Origin of the sequence: Flavobacterium collinsii (assembly GCF_946903285.1) — a bacterium.
Lineage (GTDB): Bacteria > Bacteroidota > Bacteroidia > Flavobacteriales > Flavobacteriaceae > Flavobacterium > Flavobacterium collinsii.
In genome coordinates this window covers 3,710,134-3,733,386 of record NZ_OX336425.1, presented here as the reverse complement: position 1 = coordinate 3,733,386, position 23,253 = coordinate 3,710,134, and the positions used below count along the sequence as shown (strand labels likewise).

Sequence of the window (23,253 nt, the reverse complement as noted above, 5' to 3'; positions counted from 1 at the left end):
TTTATATGAATACCAAAACGCTACAATTTAAAACTTCTGACGACCTTACGCTTTGGACTAACTTGAAAAATGGAGATGAAAAATCATTTTCTCTTTTATTTGAAAAATACTATGGTGATTTGGTCAATTATGGAAATTCTCTTTCTGCTAATGCCGAAAAAGTGCAGGATTGTGTTCAGGATGTTTTTACAGATATCTGGGTTTATAAAAATGGATTGCAAAGTACAGTTGTTGTAAAAGCCTATTTACTTTCTAGTGTACGTAAACGAATTGCCCGTTTGTATGAGCGCGACCATATTTTTCGCAAGTCTGCAAGCACAGATTCAATTGCTTTTCTTATGGAATTCTCTGTAGAGCATGATCTTATGGATGACGATTATGCCACAAAAGAAAAGGTGATTTATTTAAATAAATTATTAAATAACTTACCTGCACGACAAAAGGAAGCTTTGTATTTAAGATATCACCAGGGCTTAACTGTTGAGCAAATAGCCGAAATGCTAGATGTCAATTATCAATCGGCAAGCAACTTGTTACACCGAGGTTTACTTACTCTTCGCAAAGAATGGAAGGGTAGCGTTTCGTTAATTCTTCTTCTTTCTTCAGTTACTTTTTAATTTTATTTATACAGAATTAAAAAAAAATCATAATTTGGTGAGTATATAATAAGAAAACCGTCCTCTATGTTTTTGTAACCCTATTTCTAGATGCAAAAACGTAATAAATATACCGAAATTGAAGATTTCTTATCTGATGAATCATTCCAGTCATGGATTTTGTTTAAAATTGACAATGATGGCTGGGAAGAATGGACATTAGAAAGTCGTAAGCGTGCTAAGTTGGTGGAAGATGCGAGAGTCTTGTTACTGGCAATGAAAGTGCCAGAGCATTCAATATCTCCAGCAGATCTTCATCATGCTTTGCAGGCAACATGGATTAAAATCGAAGAGAAAGAAAACGATAATAATTCAACTCCAATCTCAAAAATAAAATTTCTTAAAAAATATTTTCTTAGCGGTATTGCTGCGGCTTTGATTATTGGCTTAGGGTCCCTTTGGTTTTACAATAACCAAATTACACCTGATAACAAAGTAGTAACCTACAACGAGCTTATCAATGAAAATAATGAGGGATTAGTAGAACAAACGAATAACTCAGACAAAGCACAGATTATTACTTTATCTGACGGCAGTTCTGTTTTGCTGCAGCCTAACAGTAAACTAAGTTATCCTAAGATCTTTACCGGAAACGAAAGAAAGGTGTATTTATCCGGCGAAGGTTTCTTTGAAATTAGTAAAAATCCTAAAAAGCCTTTTTTCGTTTACGCAAATGAAATTGTTACGAAGGTAGTCGGGACTAGTTTTAGAGTCAAAGCTTATTCTGATCAACCTAATGTTGAAGTTCTTGTTCGCACCGGTAAAGTAAGGGTAAAATCTAATGATCTCGTTTCCAGATCGGATCAGGAAGAAGTTGTTTTATTGCCTAATCAGGCACTTCGTTTTCAGAGAAAAGATTTAAGCTTTAACAAAATTACAAATATAACCCAGGATGTGGTTCTTACCCGCAGTGTCGGGAATATTGAACAACTGAGTTTTGAGTTTACAGATATTCCTGTATCGCAAATTTTTGAAACAATAGAACAGGCTTATCTCGTGGATATTGACTATCCAAAAAACAAACTAAAAGATTGTCATCTTACAACTTCTCTTAGTGACCAGCCTTTGATGGAAAAACTAAAAATTGTCTGTAATAGTATTGGTAACAATAGCACTTTTGAAATGAATGGAAATCAAATTATTATAATATCTGACGGATGTAATTAATCTTGCTTTATAACTGTAATTGTAAAGTTGGAATTTAAAAATAAAAACAACCAAAAATAACCAAAACCAAAATTAATAATTATGCCTATGTAAAAGAGAATGCAGAAAAAAAGTGCCGAAATGCTGTAACATTATCGACACTTAAGGGAATCAAATCGCTCTCTGTAAAGAGCAATTGAGTACGTTTCTAAAAATACACTCGAATCAGTATTAATCAAAACAAACCAAAATTATGAAAAAACCAGTTGTTAAACAACGATTACTCCATCGAATCATGAAAATAACACTATTTCAGTTTGTTCTGGCACTTGTGTTTTCAAGTGTTGCCATGGCAAATGATGTAAATGGGCAAAAAAAACTAGATACTAAAGTTACAATTAATATTACAAATTTAACTTTAGACAATACATTGTCTAAATTACAAAAGTCTGCAAACGTAAAATTTTCTTACAATTCAAGATTACCACAACTGAATCAGAAAGTTAGCATAGATGCTAACGATGAAGCATTGTCGAGTATTTTGAATCGAATTTTATTGCCATTTAATATCACTTATACCGAAGTCAGCAATCAGATAATTCTGCAGAAAAATGGATCAGCAGTTCCTTTTACAAGTGCTGAAACATCAAATTCAGTATTTGAAAGCTTAACTGCTGCAGGTCCGATTATTAAGGGTACAGTTACAGATGTTAGTGGTAGTCCATTACCTGGAGCTACCGTATTAGCAAAAGGAACTAAGATTGCGGTATTAACAGATTTTGATGGTAAATTTTCTATCGAAATGCCAACTAACAGTGACAGACTTGTAATTTCTTATGTTGGAATGGAAACAAAAGAAATAGGAATAAGTAATACAAATCCGGTTATCGTTTTAAATGAAGCAGGGCAAAATCTAAAAGAAGTTGTAGTTACTACAGGTTACGAAAAAACTTCAAAAAGAACTTTTACAGGAGCAATCAGTAAAATTTCCGGCAGTGAATTAAAAGTCGATGGTGTTGTAGATGTGAGCAGAATGATTGAAGGTAAAGCTGCCGGTGTTACTGTACAAAACGTTACAGGATCTTTTGGTTCGACGCCAAAAATTACTGTTCGTGGATCTTCTTCTATTTTCGGAGATACAAAACCTTTATGGGTTATTGACGGGGTTGTTCAGGAAGATATTATCAACGTTTCATTTGCTGATTTAGCATCTGGAAATTCAGCAACATTATTAAGTTCTGCAGTAGCAGGTTTGAATGCAAATGATATTCAAAGTATTGAAATTCTTAAAGATGCTTCGGCTACTTCAATCTATGGTTCAAGATCTTTAAATGGGGTAGTAGTTGTAACTACTAAACAAGGACGTAGAGATTCTCCTCTAAAAGTGACCTATTCTGTTGAAAATACAGTGAGAACTGTACCGAGTTATACTCAGTATGATATTTTAAATTCTCAGGAATCAATGAGTATTTTTCAAGAGATGAGAACCAAAGGTTACCTTAATCAAAGTTCGTCTATTACTGCAAGATTTAGTGGTGTTTATGGTATTTTGGCTAAAGAAGTTAATCGTTATAATGAATCTAACGGTCAGTATGGTGTTAGAAATGAGCAGCCATACATCAATGAATTTTTGCAAAAATATGAGTTAGCAAATACAGACTGGTTTAAAGTTTTATTCAGACCATCTATCACACAGAATCACTCCTTAAGTTTTTCAGGTGGTGGAAAAAATAATACATTTTACGGTTCTCTAGGATACTATACAGATCCGGGATGGACTTTAGCTGATAATGTAAAACAATTGTCATCAAACTTAAAAGGAACATTCTTTATTAACGACAGATTAAACATTACTTTATCGACACTTGCTTCTATACGTGATCAGGAAGCGCCAGGTACATATGAAAGTAAAAATGATGCTGTGTTTGGTAAGATAACAAGAGATTTTGATATTAACCCTTTTAATTATGTATTAAGTACAAGCAGAACGCTTAGACCTTATGATGAAAATGGTAATTACGAATACTACCAAAACAACTGGGCTCCTATGAACATCTTAAAGGAGTTGAAAAATAATACTATGGGGATAAAAGTAAACGATATTCGTTTTCAAGCTGACATAGATTATAAAATAAATAAAAATTTGACCTATAACTTTACGGGTTCTGCGCGTTATGCCAATACATCAAGAGAGCATAAAATTTACGAAGATTCAAATGTAGTAGGGGCATATAATGCAGGTGTTGGTGCGACTCTAAATACTCAAATCCAAAAGGATAATGTGTTCTTGTACCAAAATCCAAATGATTTAACAGCACCTAAAATATCTGTATTGCCAAATGGTGGATTTTTAAGAAAATACACCAACGATATGACTTCTTATAATGTTAGAAATAGTATTACCTACAGAAACACCTTGAATGACAAACATGAATTAGAAGGTTTCTTTGGTACGGAGTTTAGATCAGTAGACAGAAATAATGACAATTTTACTGCTGCAGGAATTCAATATGAAAAAGGGCTTAGTGCTTTTATTGACCCTAAATTAATTGAAAAGTTAGTAAACGAAGGAAACTCTTACTACGATTTTGGAGCTGAAAGAGAGAGAACAGTTGGTTTCTTTGGAAAAGTAGGATATACTTACGATCGTCGTTATACAGGATCTATTACAGGTCGTTATGACGGGTCTAACAGACAAGGAGATACAGGATCATCAAGATGGCTTCCTACTTACACCTTAAGTGGTAAATGGAATATTAAAGAAGAAAATTTCATGAAGAATGTTGAATCTGTTAACACTTTGGCACTTAGAGCTTCATACGGTTTAACAGCAACAGCAGGTCCTGCTACAAATTCATTGGCGATTTACAGAAGTTTTATCACAAACCGTTTTAATACCGGAGACAGAGAAAATGCAATAAACATTTCGGATTTACAGAATGCAGATTTGACATGGGAGAAACAATTTGAAACTAATATTGGTTTAGATCTTGGATTGTTCAGAAACAGAGTACAAGTAACTACAGATGTTTACAGACGTAAAGCATTTGATCTTATTGATTATGTAATTACTTCCGGTGTTGGAGGACAATCTGTTAAACAGGGTAACAATGCTGATATGGAGACTAAAGGTGTCGAGTTTGGTTTTACTACTCAGAATATTGCTTCGAAAGATTTTAAATGGTCTACAACATTAAACTTTTCTGTTTATGATCAAAAAATTACAAAATTAGCGAACAAGCCAGCAGTATTTGATTTGATAGCCTCAAATGGAGGTAACACAGTAGGACATCCAAGAAACTCACTTTATTCTTATCAGTTTACAGGTCTGAATCCTGAAGGATTGCCAACTTTTAAATTACAGGATGGTGCTGAAAATAATATTACAGAAGCTAATTTTCAGGATACTAACAATGTAATGAAATATTTAAAATACGAAGGATCTGTTGAACCAAATAAATCTATTGGTCTTGCCAATACGTTTACTTACAAAAACTGGTCATTATATGTTTTCATCGTAGGATCAGGAGGAAACAAAATCAGATTGAATCCAGTGTATAATAATGTTTACACAGATCAGACTGTTTTTACAAAAGAATTTGCAAACAGATGGATCAATCCAGGAGACGAAAACTTCACCAATGTACCAGTTATTGCAGATAGATTGTTGAATAGAAATTATGGTGAGAATGACTTACAGATTGCCTACAATACTTATAATTTTTCTGATGTTAGAATTGCAAGCGGTGATTTTGTAAGGTTAAAGAATATTTCTCTTGGCTGGGAATTTCCAAGTGATTTTAAGAGAAAGTTAGGCGTTAGCAGCTTTACCCTTAAAGGATCCGCAGTTAATCCATGGCTGATCTATTCAGACAAAAAATTAAACGGACAAGATCCTGAATTCCGTAATACAGGAGGGGTAGCTTTCCCTATTACAGCACAATATACTTTTGCAATAAATATTTCATTCTAATACTAAAATTGATTATGAAAAATATAAAAATAACACTATCACTATTATTGCTGATTGGTTTTAGCAGTTGTGATGATTTCCTTTCAGAAGTACCAGATAACAGAACGCAGATAGATACACCTGAGAAAATATCCGAATTATTAGTTACAGCCTATCCTAACGCTTCCTATTTTGCACTTGCAGAAGCTATGTCTGATAATGTTTTTGACTCAGAGTTAAAACAGGCTGCGAATGTAAACAATGATAACAGCTATAATTGGGAAATGCAAAATCAGATCGGAACAGATACTGAAAATGGATTTTGGATCGGATCATACGAAGCTATAGCGGCCGCAAATCAGGCATTGGATGCCATTGAAAAATTAGGCAGTCCAACAAGTTTAAATCCACAAAAAGGGGAGGCTTTGATTGCGAGAGCCTATTCTCATTTTATGTTGGTTTCATTATGGGCGAATCGTTACAATCCTGCAACTGCCGGATCAGATTTAGGAGTTCCGTATATTACAAAGCCGGAAACAGCCTTATTGGTACAATACAAACGTAATACAGTAAAAGAAGTTTTCGATTTTGTAGAACAAGACATTATAGAAGGTTTAAAATATGTAACAAATGATTATAAAGAACCTAAGTTTCACTTTAACAGGGATGCTGCCAGAGCCTTGGCATGTCGTTTTTACTTAATAAAAGGGGATTGGGACAAAGTTCTTGAATTTTCTGAAGGACTTGGTTCTAAACCAACTAAAATTAGAAGTTATCTTGCATTTAATGCTGTTCCTTTCTCTCAAATGTCTTTAGAATACTCTAAAGCAGAGCAAGAAACCAATCTCTTAATTGCTTATCCTAACTCAATTGCAAACAGAGCAGGTGCTTACCGATTTGCTCTTGCAGGAAATAAGTCAGATGAAATATTAGGAAATCAAACCAATATGTGGGGTAAACCAAATTTAATTAAAGCTCAGGGTCAATATTACAGCGGAGTATTGGTTGTGGTTCCCAAACTTTACGAATATTTTAAAGTTACAAACCTAACATCTGGTATTGGAGAGCCTTATACTGCTACCGTTTTACTTAGCAATGACGAGTTGTATCTGAACAGAATTGAAGCATTAGTCATGAAGAATAGGATGGCAGAAGCTAATATTGAATTAGGATACTTTTTAGGAACCAGAACATCAGGATACAATGCTGCAACAGATCTATTCAATGAATCACTAGTACAGGCTAAATATCCGGTAATCTCAAATGAGTTTACTCCGTTCTATACCTTAAGCCCACTTCAGGCTTCCTATATAAAAGCATTAGCAGAGGCAAGAAGAAAAGATTTTTTACGTGAAGGACTTAGATGGTTTGATATCAAACGTTTTAATCTGGTTGTAACTCATAATACACTTGAGTTCGGTAAAGTAATTCGAAAAAACGTTTTAGAGAAAGACGACAAACGAAGAGCGTTACAAATTCCGCTTAGAGCTTCTGATAATGGTATTGAAAAAAATCCTAGATAATTTTTAATTAAAGTATAGTATGAAAATAGTAAAAACATATAAAATAGCATTAATGGCAGGGGTTTTACTTCTAGCTTCTTGTGCTCATGAAGTGCAGCCAAAAGAAAGTCAATTTGATTTTTCAGCACTGTCAAAAACAGATTTAGATAAATGGATTGGGACCACTTTCTTAAACCCTTATAACATAAATGTATATTATGAGTGGAATCAAAATTTAGTTGATAATACTAAATATCTATTCCCACCACAAGTAGATAAAGTTCAGCCGGCAATGGAAGTGGTAAAGAAAATCTGGGTGGACAGTTACACCAAGATTGGTGGAGTGAATTTTGTAAAGAAAATTGCTCCAAGAGAATTTGTACTTGTTGGAGGTGTTAATTTAAACACTAACGGAACAGTGACTCTGGGATTAGCAGAAGCCGGTCAAAGAGTTACGCTATTTGAGGTAGATAAACTTAATAAGAAAAACAGAGCTAATGTTACACAGTTTATTCACACCATTCAGCATGAATATGTGCATATTTTAAACCAGACTAAGCCATTTGATGAGCAGGCCTGGTCAAAGTTAACTCCGGTAGGTTATACTTCTACATGGTATACAGAAGCACTTTCAACTTCAAGATCATTAGGTTTTATAACCAGTTATGCAAGATTAAACATTTATGAAGATTTTGCCGAAACTGCCGCTACAATTTTAACCAGTTCAAAAGCAGAATACGATGCCATTTTGGCGGGTGTTACAGATGCTACTGCAAAAGCAAATATTAAAGCAAAAGAAGCATTGGTTGTAAAGTATTATAAGGATTCTTTTAATATAGATTTCTATGCCTTAAGAGATGAAGCTCAAAAAAACACTGATGTTGTAGTTAATAACTAAGGACAATAAATTTTATAAAAATCATATTATGAAAGCAAAAAATATATATAAGTATTTAGCGATTTCTTTTATAGCTTTATTACTGGGGTCTTGTACAAGCACAGAAGTAGACGCTAAATTTGATAAAAATGCTACAGAAAGATTAAGTTCCCGTCAAAAAGAGCTGAACGATGTTTTACTTTCATCTTCAGAAGGATGGAAAGCAGTTTATTATACAGACAGCACACAATTAGGAGGGTGGACACATTTATTTAAATTTCTTCCAGAAGGAAAAGTAGATATGGCCTCCGATTTTAATAGTCTGACAGGAACTTACAAAAGTCAGTACGAAATTCAGGTTGGTAGCACTGTAAGTTTAGTTTTTACAACCGAAAACAGAATACATCTTTTGTCTGATGCAAATAACTCTCCAACAGCCGCACTTTTAGCCAAAGGATATTTAGGAGATTTTCAATTCTTTTATTATGGACAAAAAAATGGAGACATTATTTTTAGAACCAATAGAAACGGACACGAAGTTCGTTTTGTAAAAGCGACAGCAAAAGATTGGACAGATTTAGCTAAAAACACGCCAATAATAAATGCCATAACAGGAGATGAAGTAAGCCCGCTTTATAGATTGTTACAGATTAATGATGGATCTACAGTTCAAAACTATGATTTTGATTATAATACAGCTGCGCGTTTTGGAGTGGCAACATCTTTATCGGCAGGATCAAACGACGTTCAGAATTTAGCTTTGGCTTTTACACCAACCGGAGCTACAATAAAACCGGCACTTACAGTAAAAGGTCAAAAGCTAACTAATTTTGTATACGATACCGCTACTAATAATTTTGTAGCAACCGGAACTGGCGGAGTAAGTGCAACTCTTAAATTTAGTAATGTTCCACCAAGATTAACAGATGATTATAAGATACTGCTTCCGGGGAAAATTTCTGCCAGATTTGGTTATTATGTTGATGATTATACAGAGGATGCATCAACAAACTCGCAATTGTTTATAAATGAGCTAGCAAAAATTAACGCAAGTTTACCTAAAGGTGTAACCATAACATCCGTTCAGCTTTATTTGAATCACTCGCTTGGAAATTTCATTTATTATACGTTCGCAGGTGGTCAGCCAGCAATTTTTCACTACATAGATGTTGTGGAAGACGCACCGAACCAAAAGATTATTCTAAAACATAAGTCTTGGAACGGAAACACAACTGCTGCAGCTCCTGTATTCTTGGCTAGTTTTGATAAAAATCTTGTCAATACCACTGGTGTTTTTGTCAAAAAAGAAAACTTCAAGTTAGGATATAGCAATACCGTTTATACGTTTACAAGTGCGTCAAGTTCATTTAGAATGACAACCTGGCTGCTTTAAGTTGTACCTAAAAAATGCATTGTAGTCTTTTAGAAAGAGCAGCTACAAACTACAATGCGTTATGTCTTTATTTTATTTTATTTTGAGTTGAGGCAGCCCTAACGGGCTGCTTTTTTAAGTCAGAAATCAGAACAACTCGTTTTACTTGATTTAAAAACCAAACTTATATGTAATTTAAGAATATCTTTAGGTCTGAAACTCAACGGACAAAAAATGATTGAGATAATCAACTGTTAAATAACCAATTTTATGATGTTAAAAACTATTTTAAATTTCTCAGGAGTTGAAGTACTAGGCAAAGAAGAACTAAAAAGAGTAAACGGAAGCGGTGGAGTAAGATGTACTGTTCCATGGACACCTTTTCCTTATAACGGACCATGTATTATGCTCCCTCCTGAACAACCTGTAGAACCAATATGCAGAGCAACAATAGATGGTGTGATTTGTGAGTAGTTTTTAAAATGTGCCTTCCTTAAAGAAAAATATTCAACCAATGCAAAAAGTTGAATAAATGACTTTTAAAGAGCATTTTTTTATAGATTAAGAAAAACCGTTTCAAATTATGAAACGGTTTTTTTATGATTATCAGTAAAGAATCATTCTTAATCTTAAATTATGCCGTGACTTAATTTTTTTAAAAAGGGAATTATCATATATTTGACAAGTCATTCACAGCACTGTTTTTTACCCTTTTTTCAAGAGAAAGTAAATAGCCGGTTAGCTGGAAATAATATTAACATTAATTTTGAATATGAAATTACTAGAAGGAAAAGTTGCCATTATTACGGGCGCTAGTCGTGGAATTGGAAGAGGAATTGCTGAAGTTTTTGCTAAACATGGCGCAAATGTTGCTTTTACATACAGCTCATCTGTAGCTTCTGCAGAAGCTTTAGAAGCTGAATTAAACGGTTTAGGAATTAAAGCAAAAGGATACCAATCAAATGCTGCCGATTTTAATGAAGCACAAACTTTTGTTGATGCAGTTTTAGCTGATTTCGGAACCGTAGATATCTTAATTAACAATGCCGGAATTACAAAAGACAACCTGTTAATGCGTATGTCTGAAGCAGATTTCGATCAGGTTATCGATGTAAACCTGAAATCTGTATTTAATATGACAAAAGCAATTCAAAAAACCTTTTTGAAACAACGTTCGGGTTCTATTATCAATATTAGTTCAGTAGTAGGGGTTTCAGGAAATGCAGGACAAACAAACTATGCAGCTTCAAAAGCAGGTGCAATTGGTTTTACTAAATCTGTTGCATTAGAGTTAGGATCACGTAATATTCGTTGCAATGCAATTGCTCCTGGTTTTATTGAAACGGAGATGACTGCAAAATTAAATGAAGATGTAGTAAAAGGATGGAGAGATGGAATTCCATTAAAAAGAGGAGGAAGTGCAGAAGATGTTGCCAATGCTTGTCTTTTCTTAGCTTCAGACCTGAGTTCTTACGTTACAGGACAAGTACTTAATGTTTGCGGAGGAATGCTTACCTAAAAATAATTTAAGGATTCAATAATTGAAAAATTCAAAGATTACTAATTTTTCAATCTTTTAATTTTTATTTTTTTTTAAATCTTTCAATTAATAAAATATGACTATAAACACGATTCTATTAATATTACTTTCTTTAGTAATCGCGGTTGGTTTGTCGTATTTTCAATATTTTTTTAAAGCCAAAAACAAATCCAATGTGATTTGGTTTTTGGCTTTTTTACGCTTTTTAGCCATTTTTGGACTGCTGGTTTTATTAATAAACCCAATAATGACCAAAAATTCGCTTGAGATTACCAAAACACCACTTGCAATTGCTGTTGACAACTCAAGTTCAATTACCGCTTTGAAATCAGATCAAAAAGCAGTCGAACTGCATCAGAAATTAATTTCAAATCCTGCGTTACGTGAAAAATTTGAAATTCAATCTTATCAGTTTGATGCCGATTTTAAGCCTTCTGAGAAATTTGACTTTAAAGGAAAACAAACTAATCTAGATGAAGTAGCTAAAAATTTAAAAAGCATCAACAAAAATCTGATTTTTCCAACCGTCATCATTACTGATGGAAATCAGACTACAGGAAACGATTATGTATATCGTTTTGATCCTGTCAACAAAGTTTATCCTTTAGTTGTAGGAGATACAACCACTTTTTTAGACCTGAAAATCAATCAGCTTAACGTAAACAAATACGCTTTTCACAAGAATAAATTTCCGGTAGAAGTATTTCTTCAATATGCAGGAAGTCAAACCGTAAATACCGATTTTACAATATCACAAGGAGGGAAGGTCGTTGCCAAAGAAAAAGTTTCTTTTTCTCCTTCCAAAAAAACAGCAACCTTAAACTTGCTTTTACCAGCCGATAAAGTAGGTTTACAAATTTTTAAGGCAGCAGTTTCTTCAAATATCAAAGAGAAAAACAACTACAATAATATCAAGAATTTTGCCGTCGAAATCATAGATCAAAAGTCAACGATTGCAATCGTTTCTGCCATAAATCATCCCGATATTGCAGCCTTAAAACGTTCGATTGAAACGAATGCACAACGTAAAGTGATATTAGTTAAGCCAAACGATATTAACCAGTTACAAGAAGTATCAGTTTTAGTTTTGTATCAGCCAACCACTGCCTTTAAAGCAATATTTGACAACAACAAACTGGCAGCGACAAACACCTTTATCATTACCGGTAACAATACTGATTTCAATTATCTGAATCAACAACAGAAAAATTTGGTATTTAAAATGAGCGGACAAAGGGAAGATTATCTCTGCGAATTTCAATCGCAATTTAATTTATTTGCAGTAGACAATATTGGTTTTGAAAATTTTCCGCCCCTGCAAAATTTATTCGGAACAGTTACAACTAACGGAAATGTATCTGTTCTACTTTCTTCAAAAATAAGAAACGTTTCTACAAACGCCCCATTATTGGCCTTTACTGAGGATCATGGAAAGAGAACCGCTTTTCTTCTAGGAGAAAATAGCTGGAAGTGGCGTTTACAAAGTCATATTGACAATCAGTCGTTTGAAAAATACGATATTTTTATAGATAAAACCATTCAGTACCTGGCTTCCACAACCACCAAAAAATCGTTGGTTGTTACGCACGAAAGCTTTTATAATTCCGGTGAGGCTATTGTTATCAACGCCCAGTATTTTAATAAAAATTATGAGTTTGACGAAAAGGCAAGACTAACTATTACAGTAACAAATACTGAGACCAAACAAGTTAAAAACTATGATTTACTAAAAGGAAACAATTCCTTCTCTGTCAATCTGGACGGATTATCAACGGGAAAGTATAACTTTACGGTAAAAGAATTGAATACAAACACGGCTTATTCAGGGCATTTTGAAATTTTAGATTTTGATATCGAAAAACAATTTGTAAATCCGGATGTTCAGAAATTAAAGCAATTAGCCTTGCAAACCAACGGAAAAGCTTTCTTTGAAAATCAGTCAGATGATTTAATTCAACAGCTTTTAGAGAATAAAGAATACAAATCGATTGAAAAAAATGTTTCTACCAAAACACCATTGATTGATTGGGTTTGGCTGTTGATTTTAATTGCTTTGGTATTGACCGCAGAATGGTTTATCAGAAAGTATAACGGGCTACTTTAGAAAAGAGGCAAAGGTCCAGAGGAACAAAGGTGCAAAGTTTTTGAAATTAATTTTTCTAGTGTTTTTCGCCTCGAATTCCACTAATCAACACCAATTTTATTGAATGGAGAAAATTAATTACATAAAATAGTTTGGCATTAGTCGAATATTGTTAACTGAATAAAAAAAGCGGAAATAAAATAATTGGCAATGAAGAATAAAATAAAATTCGAGCTTTTAACTTCGGAATTATTCGTTTTGGGAATTTTGCTAGTTCTGTTGAATGATTTTTATTTAAAATATGCTTTTTCAAATGTAATCACTGGAAAGCTAAGTGATTTTGCAGGGCTTTTTATTTTTCCCTTTTTCATTTCAATATTTTTACCAAAACACGCCTTAAAAATTTATGTTTCAACAGCTTTCTTTTTCGTTTTTTGGAAATTAGAAATTTCGAGTAGTTCTATCAATTTTATTTCTCAAATCTCAAACTTTGCATTCTATAGAACTGTTGACGTTTCTGATCTTATTGCTTTATCTGTTTTGCCTTTCTCTTATAAGTACTTTATAAAAGAAAGTGCTCTACATAAAAAATCATACTTTGTTATAAATTCGGTAATTGGAATACTTTGTTTTTTTACAATTCTAGCCGACAGTCAACCAAGACAACAAGTTGGTAAGAAAATTAAATCTAATAGAGTTTATACGCTTTCCATAAGAAAAGAAAAACTTTATAACGAACTTAATTTACATAATATAGATCCAGTTCTAACAGAATCTGATAATTCTATTTGTTTTGATTTTGATATTCCGGAATATAATGCAAGTGCAATTGCAAAGACTAGAATTAAAGAAGATTCTCAAGGAAATCTAATTATTAGAGTTGACAGCATTTCTGATATTACCGTAATCGGAAGATTATTTTTAGGAGTAAAAAATAGCGATATTGAAAATTGTAAAAAATTAAAAAAGGAGGAATTAGAGAACTTTTTTAAAGAAAATTGTCTGGATAAATTATTAACAACAGGAGATACTAAATACTCAAATTATAGAGTTGTAGATAGAATCTACTAAATCAATAATTTTTAATAAACATTATAAATGGATTTCAGGCTAAAAGTATTCTACACCGTTGCACTGCGCCTTAACTTTACTAAAGCGGCAACTGAATTATATATTTCACAGCCAGCAGTTTCCAAACATATTCAGGAACTGGAAGAAACCTATAAAACCAAACTTTTTGAGCGTAACGGTTCCAAAATTGCTTTAACTCCGGCTGGAGAAATCCTGCTGAAACACACCAAAAGCATCTTTGAAATCTATCGCGAAATAGACTTTGAAATCAGCTCCTTTATTAATGAGCGTCAGGGTTTATTGAGGCTAGGGGCGAGCACAACGATTTCTCAGTATATTATTTCACCGGTGCTAGCACGTTTTCATCAAAAGGAGAAAGACATCAAAGTCAATTTGCTCAACGGAAATACAGAACAAATTGAGAATGCCTTAATCAATAAAGAAATCGAAATTGGAATTGTCGAAGGACAATCCAAAAACCAATCGATTAAATATACTCCGTTTTTAAAAGATGAACTGGTACTGGTGTGCAATACCAAAAATCCGTTGATTAAACAAAATGAAATTTCATTGGAAGATTTAAAATCGATGAAATTTATTACTCGTGAGCGTGGATCAGGAACACTTGAAGTTATAGAATACTCCCTGAAGCAAGTTGGGGTAAAAATAAGTGATCTACAAATCGAAATGCAGTTAGGAAGTACCGAAAGCATTAAATCTTATTTGTTAAATTCCGATTGTTTGGCTTTTATGTCAATACATGCAGTAGATAAAGAACTTAAAAACAATGAATTAATGATTCTTGACGTAGCCGGTTTATCGGTTGAGCGTTATTTTTACATCATTACTTTACTAGGAAAACCGAATGCCTTGTCAGAGCTATTTATTCAAAACATCTCTTCTTATTATAACTTAGGATTATAGCCTATCGTGTTTTACAATTGGTGATTTTGATATAAACGACGGACCTTTGTACAAGAAATATCAAATTACTTATTTTGAAAACAACACAACATACCTCGGCGCATTTATTTGAAATCAATCAACATCTGCAACAAGCATTATTTGCTTTTATAATTGTATTGTGTTTATTCTCGATCATTTCACCTCCAATAGCTTTATTACTAGGTGTAGTGCTTGTAAATGTTTTTGGAAATCCTTTTGTAAAATTTAATGCTGTAGCCATCACTTTTTTACTTCAATTTTCAGTTGTAGGCTTAGGTTTCGGAATGAATGCCACAGCAGCATTATCGGCCGGAAAAGAAGGTTTTGTACTTACCATATTTTCTATTTTCAGTACCTTAATTCTAGGGACTTTTCTAGGAAAATGGTTCAAAACCGAAAAGAAAACATCACACTTAATCTCTTGTGGAACTGCTATTTGCGGAGGAAGTGCCATTGCGGCCATAGCACCGGTAATTAAATCTAATGAAAATCAGACCTCAATTGCTTTGGGCGTTATTTTTATACTCAATTCGATAGCATTGTTTGTATTCCCCTTTATAGGTCATCAACTTGATTTGTCGCAAAAAGATTTTGGATTGTGGTGTGCTATTGCTATTCATGATACTAGTTCTGTAGTAGGAGCGGCTAATAAATACGGTGCTGAAGCTTTACAGATTGCTACTACTGTAAAACTTGCCAGAGCGCTATGGATCATCCCAATATCTCTTTTAACAGCGGTGCTTTTCAAGAACAAAAAATCTAAAATTAAGATTCCGTATTTTATAGGTTTATTTATTCTGGCAATGCTTTTCAACACCTATGTGCCACAAACCGCTATCGTTGCACCACATATTGTGGCTATCGCTAAAGTTGGTTTAACGATTACTTTATTCTTGATTGGCGCTACTTTGAATGTGATCACTTTAAAATCAGTAGGAGTGATGCCTTTGTTACAGGGAATTTTTCTTTGGATATTTATTGCAGTTCTGGGGCTTGTATCGATACTACTTTTCCACTAAAGAGAAATAGCTATTTCACATTCGAGAATCTAACAACAGGCTTATCAATCAGCTTATACTGTTTTCCTTTAAACGAATAATGTCTTTCGATCTCGAAATTAAACTTCTTTTTAGTTTTGGCCATTGCAACAATTTCGTCGGGTAAAATGACTTCAAATTCATCATTAGCTTGGGCAGCTTTACTAAAGGAGCCGTTTGTTTTAACGATAATATCCCTAAAGTGTTTTTTAACCGTATCATCTACCACCTTATAGGAACCCGACCATTCCACACTGGCAACATTGGTGAGTTTGTAATTGTAAGATTCTAAAATAGATTGGTATTTTCCGTCAAATCCGGCTATCAGATAGAGAATCCCTTCAAATGGACCGCCCGCACCACCATTTACGTGGGTGAGTGTAAAAGCGTACTGATCTTCTCCAATTTCTACCAATTTTGGAGAAGGCGCCTGAGCAAAAGAGCCAAAGGCTGCAATCCCAGGTTGAAAAGACCTCATTTGCCAGGTTTTGTTGTTTTTTGCAAACTTAGCAACGCCAACAAGTCCTCCGGAAAATCTTCCTGTCTGCAACCCGTCTTCGTCGTAAAAAGAATGATTAAAAAGAAGCAATTTAAACTGATTCCCTTTGGAATCTGTATAATCAAGAGTGCCCAAAACCCTGGTTGCAACGCCATTTTCATAAGGAAACAACTGATCGCCTTCGACACCATTGACATCAATATAGGCGGCAGGTTTGCAATTGCTGCATTTCCAGCTTATAAAAGTGTTATGGTCGGAGAGATTGTATATTTTACCCGGAAACAATTGCTGCATCGTTTTAACCGGATCGAACGGATCCGCTACCTGTAATGTTCTTTTGGTGTTTAGAATAGTATCTTGAACATTTTTCAATTCGACAATATCTTCTTGTGCAAAACTGCTGGAAGTATAGAGCAGGAAAAGAATTCCTATAGAAATCAGGCGCATATTTTTAGATTTTGATAAAAAGTAACGAATTTACGAAGAAACTTTTAATTTGAATTTCAATTACTTCGGATTCAAAAAAAAATAAATGAAGTTAATTTTGCAATCTTTACGATTATTCACTTTGAAATGTACATAAATAAAATAAATTTGCACCTCTAACAAAAATAAAAATGAAAAACTTAAAAATGAAACCAAGACTAATTGCATTATTCGCATTAGCAATTGGTTTTTTGACATTATCCTGGGGAGTGGTTGGTCACGAACGCATTAATAAAGCCGCAGTTATGGCTTTACCACACCCGCTTCAGGTATTCTTCTATAATCATATAGATTTTATTACACAAGAAGCTTCTGTACCAGACATTAGAAAATATGCCTTAAATTATAAAGACGAAAATCCAAGACACTATTTTGACATGGAAAGTTTTGGTAACCCAGCAGATTTTCCACAGACTTTAGAAGCAGCAAAGCAAAAGTACGATGCCAAATTCTTAAACGAGAACGGAATCCTGCCTTGGTATATCGAAGAGATGATGGTAAAATTGACAAAAGCTTTTAAAGATAAGAACAGAGCTGAAATCTTGTTTTTAGCAGCAGATTTAGGTCATTACGTTGGCGATGCACACATGCCATTGCATACTTCTTCAAATCATGACGGACAATTGAGCGATCAAAAAGGAATTCACTCTCTTTGGGAAAGCAGACTTCCTGAACTATTTGTTAAAAACTACAGACTAAACGTTCCGCAAGCGCAGTACTATGAGGATGTTCACAAAGCAACTTGGGATATGATTAATGATACTCACAGTTTAGTTCAGCCTTTGCTGGATGTAGATAAAAAGCTAAGAACGGCAACTCCGGAAAATGAGACTTTTAAAATGGATGCTGAAGGGAAAGTTCTAAAGAGCAAATACAATACAGCTGTTTTCTCTGACGAATATGCTAAAAAACTGCACAAAGAATTAAACGGAATGGTGGAGAATCAAATGAAAAAAGCCATTGCAGCAACAGCAAGTTTTTGGTATACAGCATGGGTAAATGCAGGAAAACCTGATTTAAGTGATTTAGATGCATTTGAGCTGACACAAAGAAATAATCAAGCCTTAAAAGATGACGCCAGATTATTTCAACAAGGAAACTTATTTGGAATGAAAAATCAGAATGATTAAATAGTTTACTATATAAGTATTCAGTCTCAGTCGCAGTCACGGTCACTGTACTGTGTTTAGTTTACAGATTATAGCTAATTATTATAATGAGAACAGCCTCAAATTCTAATGAATCTGAGGCTGTTTTTTTTTGTAATATTTCTTACTTAATTTTATTTTAGACTTCATCTGCGATCAATACCGCAATAGTAAGCAGCATTCAACTGTGAGGACAACTGAATACTGCGACTGCGACTAAATACTGAGACTGAAGACTGAAGACTGAGACTGAAGACTGAGACTGGAGACTGGAGACTGAGACTGAGACTGAGACTAACGCTGATACTTCTTCTCTTTAAGCATAAAAGAAGCTGTTTGATAAAAAGAAATGGTTTCTTTTACAAGATCAGGTCTCTCCGTTTTCATCGGCGTTTCGTTGTAATCAATTTGAAATTCAGGAGCAATACCCGGTTTAGGATTAATTTGCACATTAAATTGTTTTACCTGCTGCTTAGGTGACAAAATCGTCAGAACATTGTCTTTAATTAGACCCATGTCCTGATAGGTGGCAATAAATGCTCTAGGTTTATAATCCGATTTTAAAACATCCTGACCAAAAAACTTACTTTCGTAATTAAAATTTAATAACCCAAAGAGCGTTGGCATAACATCAATCTGCGACATCAACTGATTGTATTTTTGAGGTTTTCTATTCGGATCATAAATAAACCCCGGAATTCTATACTTATCTAAAGGAAGCTCAGTTTTTCCTGCGCTTGAGGCACAGTGGTCGGCTACAATTACAAAAATGGTATTTTTGTACCAAGATTGCTTGCTTGCCATTGCAAAGAACCTTTTTAACGAATAATCCGTATATTTTACACCGCCTTCACGTGATTTGGCATCACCTGGAATATCAATTTTATTATTCGGATACGTAAATGGCCTGTGATTGCTTACCGTCATAATATGATTAAAGAAAGGTCTATTCGCCTTTACTTCAGCATTCATCACCTTTATCGCTTTGTTATACATGTCTTCATCGCAAACACCCCAGACATTTGAAAAAGTAATTTCTTCTGGAGAAAAACTAGATTTATCTACGATCTCATAAGCGTTTCCGGAAAAGAAATCCTGCATATTATCAAAGAAAGCATCTCCACCATACAAGTATTTCACATTGTATCCCTTTTGCTTGAAAACAGCTCCGGTCGAAAATTTATTCTTGTTATCTTCCCTTTTCACCACACTTTCACCTGCAGTTGGAGGCAAACATAAAGTCACAGCTTCCAGTCCGCGAACTGTTCTGTTCCCTGTCGCATACAAATTCGTAAAAAGAAGGCTTTTTTGAGCCAGACTGTCTAAGAAGGGAGTGATATTTTGCTCATTTCCATACATTTTCATGAAATCGGCACTATAGCTTTCAATAGTAATAAGCACCACATTTTTATGAATTTCAAGAGAATCACCGGTAATGGTTCTTTGAGTAGATTGTCCCTTAATAGCAGGAAACTGTTGCTTTAGAATTGCAAAAGCCTCCTCATTAGGTAATGTTTTATAAAATGTAAAATAATCCAGTTTGCTATTCTGAAATGCCAGGAAGAACTTGTAGATGCCGTTTGCCTGTAATTCGTTGACAAACACATTCTTTGAATTTTCAGATTTTGCTATTGTAGGGATCGCTATTAAAGAAACAGCAAATAAACTAAGATACACAAGACTAATCTTTACTTTTTCACTTATGGTTGGAATAGCATCAATATAGTTTCTCGATCTTTTAATAATAAAGTAAGTTACAATTCCCGTTACTAAAAATAAAGCGGAAAACAACGGAATAACAGGGTAGGACTCCATGATGTTACCAATAACCTCATTGGTATAAATTAAATAATTTACCGCAATAAAATTATACTTTACACCAAATTCGTTCCAAAAGAAATACTCACTTAATCCGTTTTGCAGAATTAATAAAACATATAAGAATATCACAAATGCAAATAACCAATATCTAATTTTAGCTCTTAGTTTAGGAAGAAACAGTAAAAGTGAAAAAAGTACCATCTTAATTCCGATAAAAATCAGAACAATTAGAGGCAATGCACCGCCGTATTCGTCAAAAATACTTTTTCCTGAGGCCACATAAACAAACAAAGCAGCAAAAACTCCTAAAATAATATAACCGGAGGGTTTGTTGTATTTAGAGTTTGATATAAAAATTAAATACAACCATAAAAAAATACTGGCGACAACAAAAACAAAAAAATCAGAAACAAGTCCTAAGACAAAGATTTTTAAACTCTCTATAATAGTAAATGAACTTTGTGTTATAGGATGAAAGAATAAAACAATTCTTAACAGAAAGCTAATAATAAAATAAAACAGAGCGAGGTTGTAGAATGGGGAAAACTTTTTTGAAAGGGTCATTTATTCTTTTTTTTATTCAGATAATTATTAATTTTAAAAGGTAAATCATTTGCAAGATTATAAAATTAACAAAAATAACACACTTTTTCTCATTCATAACTAATAATCGACATGTTTTAACTCATAATATGGAAATCTTACTCCTTATTGAGGCAAAAATAATGGCAATAGCTTAATTCAGAATAAAGTTATCCTTTTGCCTTACTTAGTGTTAACTTAAAGTTTCCTTAAGCCTAACTTTTTTCCGCTATTCTCATGGTATTAAACCTATTCTGACTACAAAAGTTTTATCTTTGAGGTTAAAAATTCATAGTTTAATCTTAAAGACATCAGTAAAATGCACATTCTAATAGTTGAAGATGAGTTAGGCATTGTTCAGTTTTTACAACAAGGACTGCAGGAAGAAGGATATCAAATTACTACAGCCAATGATGGCTCTAAAGGTTTTGAATTGATACACAGCCAGCAGTTTGATTTAATTTTATTAGATTGGATGCTGCCTAAAATTAACGGATTAGATTTGTGCAGAGCCATAAGAGTTAAGGATCAGAAAACTCCAATCATTTTCCTCACAGCAAAAGATACTGTTCAGGAAACTATTGAAGGCTTAAAGGCCGGAGCCAACGATTACATCAAAAAACCATTTAGCTTTGAAGAACTGGCGGAACGCATTAAAGTTCACTTTAGAAATCAAAAAGGCCCGGAAAGCCTGACTCTGGGTACTATCAAAATTGATTTATTGAAACATATTGTCCTAAAAAACAATGAAGAAATCGCCCTGACCCAAAGAGAATTTGAGCTCCTAAAATATTTAATTCAGAACAAAGGAAAAGTCTGTACGCGAAATCAGATTCTAAAAGATGTTTGGGAAATTAATTTTGAATACGACACAGGCGTAATTGATGTTTTCATGAACGCCATCAGAAAGAAACTCAACTTAAAAATTGAAGAAGATTATATTAAAACAATTCGCGGTATTGGCTATATCGCAAACGATCTATAAATGACACAGCTTTCTTTTAAAAACAGAATTGCATTAAACTATATCATTACAACCGGCCTATTAATCCTGGCCGTTTTTTCTGTTATATATTCTATCGTAAAACACACCGTTTACAGTCATATTGATGAAAAAATCAAAGTTGAAATTCAAAACCATCTCCAGGAAATCAAAGAGGTTAAGGGTAAAATAATTTTAATAGATGAGGAAGAATGGAACGAAAGAGAGCACAATACTGTAGATGTAAACCCTGTGTTTGTAGAATTTCTGGATCTCAACAAAAAAATAATTGAAAAAGCACCAAATCTAAAAACACAAACACTCAAATTTAATGATTCTGTGGAAGATTTCGAGCTGTTTGACACTAAAATGGGAGATCATGCCATTAGACAAATTCAAGTTCCGCTTCACCTTAAAGACAAAAAAATAGGGTATGTAATTGTAGCCATGTCATTGGCCGACTCTAAAATGGTACTGAACAATCTCTTCGACATCATGTGTCTCTCCTTTCTGGGTATTTTAATATTATTGTTTTTTATTGCCCGATTCTTTGCAGGAAGAAGTATAAAACCAATAAACGCCATAATTAATACTTCGAAGGTTATTACAAAAGACAATCTAAAAACACGTATTGCCCTTCCTAAAACGAAGGACGAACTGTATACGCTGTCCAAAACTATAAACAATCTTTTAAACCGAATTGAAGATGCAATTGAGCGTGAAAAAGAGTTTACCTCTGACGCCTCTCATGAGCTAAGAACACCACTTACTGTTATAAAAGGAACACTTGAGGTTTTAATTCGTAAACCTCGTGATAACAAGGAATATGAAGATAAAATTAACTATTGCATTAAAGAAGTTGACCATTTAAATATGCTTGTAGACCAGTTGTTATTAATGGCTCGTTTTGAAAATCAGAAAAAAGACATCAGCACGGAACCGGTATACTTAAATTCAGTTATTTTAGACGTTTTCAGATTAAACTCAGAGAAAATTAACAGCCAAAATATTAAAGTCAAATTTGATGTCGCTCATGATTATTACATACAATCGGATAACTTTTTAGTCATTACCATACTTCGAAATATTATCTCTAATGCGATCAAATACTCGCATAGTGGAGGAGAAGTGACCATTTTACTTTCGGAACAAAATGAAAGAATAGTCTGCAGCATTTCGGATAACGGAATCGGAATAGCAAAACAGGATTTAGACGCTATTTTTAGTCCGTTCTTCAGATCAAACTCTACAGAACACCCTGAAATTAAAGGAACCGGATTAGGGCTTTCAATTGTAAAAAGGGTTACAGAATTACTCCATATTAAATTTAAAATTGAAAGCGAAATAGGAGTGGGGACAACTGTTATTTTGTATTTCAATCAAAATAAGAAAACGTTATCGTAAATTTTGAAAAACTAATAAAATCAAGGCCTGAACATTTATTTAACAATAAACTATCGTTAAGTTAAATTAAAAATTGCTTTTTTATGAAAATAACTATTATATTTGCAACCGAATCAAAGAATTAAAAAACAAAACAACTCATGATTTCTA

Annotated in this window: 17 protein-coding genes; 15 read left to right on the top strand and 2 right to left on the bottom strand. The window is 33.6% G+C overall.

The annotated features are described in order from the left end of the window. Nucleotides 1-5 precede the first annotated feature (5 nt). The 12 genes from OGZ34_RS15470 (at nucleotide 6) to OGZ34_RS15415 (ending at nucleotide 16,163) form a co-directional block, all read left to right on the top strand. Nucleotides 6-617, top strand: a complete 612-nt coding sequence (locus tag OGZ34_RS15470; protein ID WP_263360794.1) for an RNA polymerase sigma factor — start codon at nucleotides 6-8, stop codon at nucleotides 615-617. 90 nt (nucleotides 618-707) lie between these two features. After that, nucleotides 708-1,823 (top strand): FecR family protein, encoded by a 1,116-nt coding sequence (locus OGZ34_RS15465; RefSeq protein WP_263360793.1) that lies wholly within the window; start codon nucleotides 708-710, stop codon nucleotides 1,821-1,823. 232 nt (nucleotides 1,824-2,055) lie between these two features. Beyond that, complete coding sequence (locus tag OGZ34_RS15460) at nucleotides 2,056-5,775, top strand: SusC/RagA family TonB-linked outer membrane protein (protein ID WP_173967757.1); 3,720 nt, start codon at nucleotides 2,056-2,058, stop codon at nucleotides 5,773-5,775. 14 nt (nucleotides 5,776-5,789) lie between these two features. Continuing rightward, nucleotides 5,790-7,277, top strand: coding sequence for a RagB/SusD family nutrient uptake outer membrane protein (locus tag OGZ34_RS15455; RefSeq protein ID WP_263360792.1), 1,488 nt, complete (start codon nucleotides 5,790-5,792; stop codon nucleotides 7,275-7,277). A gap of 19 nt (nucleotides 7,278-7,296) precedes the next feature. Continuing rightward, a complete protein-coding gene (locus tag OGZ34_RS15450; protein ID WP_173967755.1) occupies nucleotides 7,297-8,154 on the top strand; it encodes a zinc-binding metallopeptidase in 858 nt (285 codons plus the stop codon). Between the two features lie 28 nt (nucleotides 8,155-8,182). After that, entirely contained in the window at nucleotides 8,183-9,526 is a 1,344-nt protein-coding gene (locus tag OGZ34_RS15445) for a DUF4302 domain-containing protein (protein WP_263360791.1), read from the top strand. 249 nt (nucleotides 9,527-9,775) lie between these two features. Further along, entirely contained in the window at nucleotides 9,776-9,979 is a 204-nt protein-coding gene (locus tag OGZ34_RS15440; protein WP_263360790.1) for a hypothetical protein, read from the top strand. 298 nt (nucleotides 9,980-10,277) lie between these two features. Beyond that, the gene (gene fabG, locus OGZ34_RS15435; protein ID WP_173967752.1) at nucleotides 10,278-11,024 is read left to right on the top strand and encodes a 3-oxoacyl-[acyl-carrier-protein] reductase; all 747 of its coding nucleotides are present in this window, start codon (nucleotides 10,278-10,280) and stop codon (nucleotides 11,022-11,024) included. Between the two features lie 97 nt (nucleotides 11,025-11,121). Beyond that, a complete protein-coding gene (locus OGZ34_RS15430) occupies nucleotides 11,122-13,149 on the top strand; it encodes a hypothetical protein (RefSeq protein WP_263360789.1) in 2,028 nt (675 codons plus the stop codon). Between the two features lie 189 nt (nucleotides 13,150-13,338). Beyond that, the gene (locus OGZ34_RS15425) at nucleotides 13,339-14,199 is read left to right on the top strand and encodes a hypothetical protein (RefSeq protein ID WP_263360788.1); all 861 of its coding nucleotides are present in this window, start codon (nucleotides 13,339-13,341) and stop codon (nucleotides 14,197-14,199) included. Between the two features lie 27 nt (nucleotides 14,200-14,226). After that, the gene (locus OGZ34_RS15420; protein ID WP_263360787.1) at nucleotides 14,227-15,123 is read left to right on the top strand and encodes a LysR family transcriptional regulator; all 897 of its coding nucleotides are present in this window, start codon (nucleotides 14,227-14,229) and stop codon (nucleotides 15,121-15,123) included. 74 nt (nucleotides 15,124-15,197) lie between these two features. Next, nucleotides 15,198-16,163 (top strand): YeiH family protein, encoded by a 966-nt coding sequence (locus OGZ34_RS15415; RefSeq protein ID WP_263360786.1) that lies wholly within the window; start codon nucleotides 15,198-15,200, stop codon nucleotides 16,161-16,163. Nucleotides 16,164-16,173: 10 nt separating this feature from the next. Here the strand turns inward: OGZ34_RS15415 and OGZ34_RS15410 are convergent, their stop codons facing one another. Further along, on the bottom strand, nucleotides 16,174-17,127 hold the full coding sequence (locus OGZ34_RS15410; protein WP_263360785.1) for a hypothetical protein: 954 nt from the start codon (nucleotides 17,125-17,127) through the stop codon (nucleotides 16,174-16,176). A gap of 170 nt (nucleotides 17,128-17,297) precedes the next feature. Here OGZ34_RS15410 and OGZ34_RS15405 point away from each other — a divergent pair, with 170 nt between their 5' ends. Further along, complete coding sequence (locus tag OGZ34_RS15405; RefSeq protein ID WP_263360784.1) at nucleotides 17,298-18,296, top strand: zinc dependent phospholipase C family protein; 999 nt, start codon at nucleotides 17,298-17,300, stop codon at nucleotides 18,294-18,296. 312 nt (nucleotides 18,297-18,608) lie between these two features. On the opposite strand, the gene OGZ34_RS15400 is transcribed toward OGZ34_RS15405, so the two are convergent. Further along, nucleotides 18,609-20,699, bottom strand: coding sequence for an LTA synthase family protein (locus tag OGZ34_RS15400; RefSeq protein ID WP_263360783.1), 2,091 nt, complete (start codon nucleotides 20,697-20,699; stop codon nucleotides 18,609-18,611). Nucleotides 20,700-21,036: 337 nt separating this feature from the next. On the opposite strand from OGZ34_RS15400, the gene OGZ34_RS15395 reads away from it, so the two are divergent. Together OGZ34_RS15395 and OGZ34_RS15390 are read left to right on the top strand one after the other, a co-directional pair. After that, on the top strand, nucleotides 21,037-21,702 hold the full coding sequence (locus tag OGZ34_RS15395) for a response regulator transcription factor (RefSeq protein ID WP_263360782.1): 666 nt from the start codon (nucleotides 21,037-21,039) through the stop codon (nucleotides 21,700-21,702). After that, nucleotides 21,703-23,103, top strand: a complete 1,401-nt coding sequence (locus tag OGZ34_RS15390; RefSeq protein WP_263360781.1) for a sensor histidine kinase — start codon at nucleotides 21,703-21,705, stop codon at nucleotides 23,101-23,103. Nucleotides 23,104-23,253 lie beyond the last annotated feature (150 nt).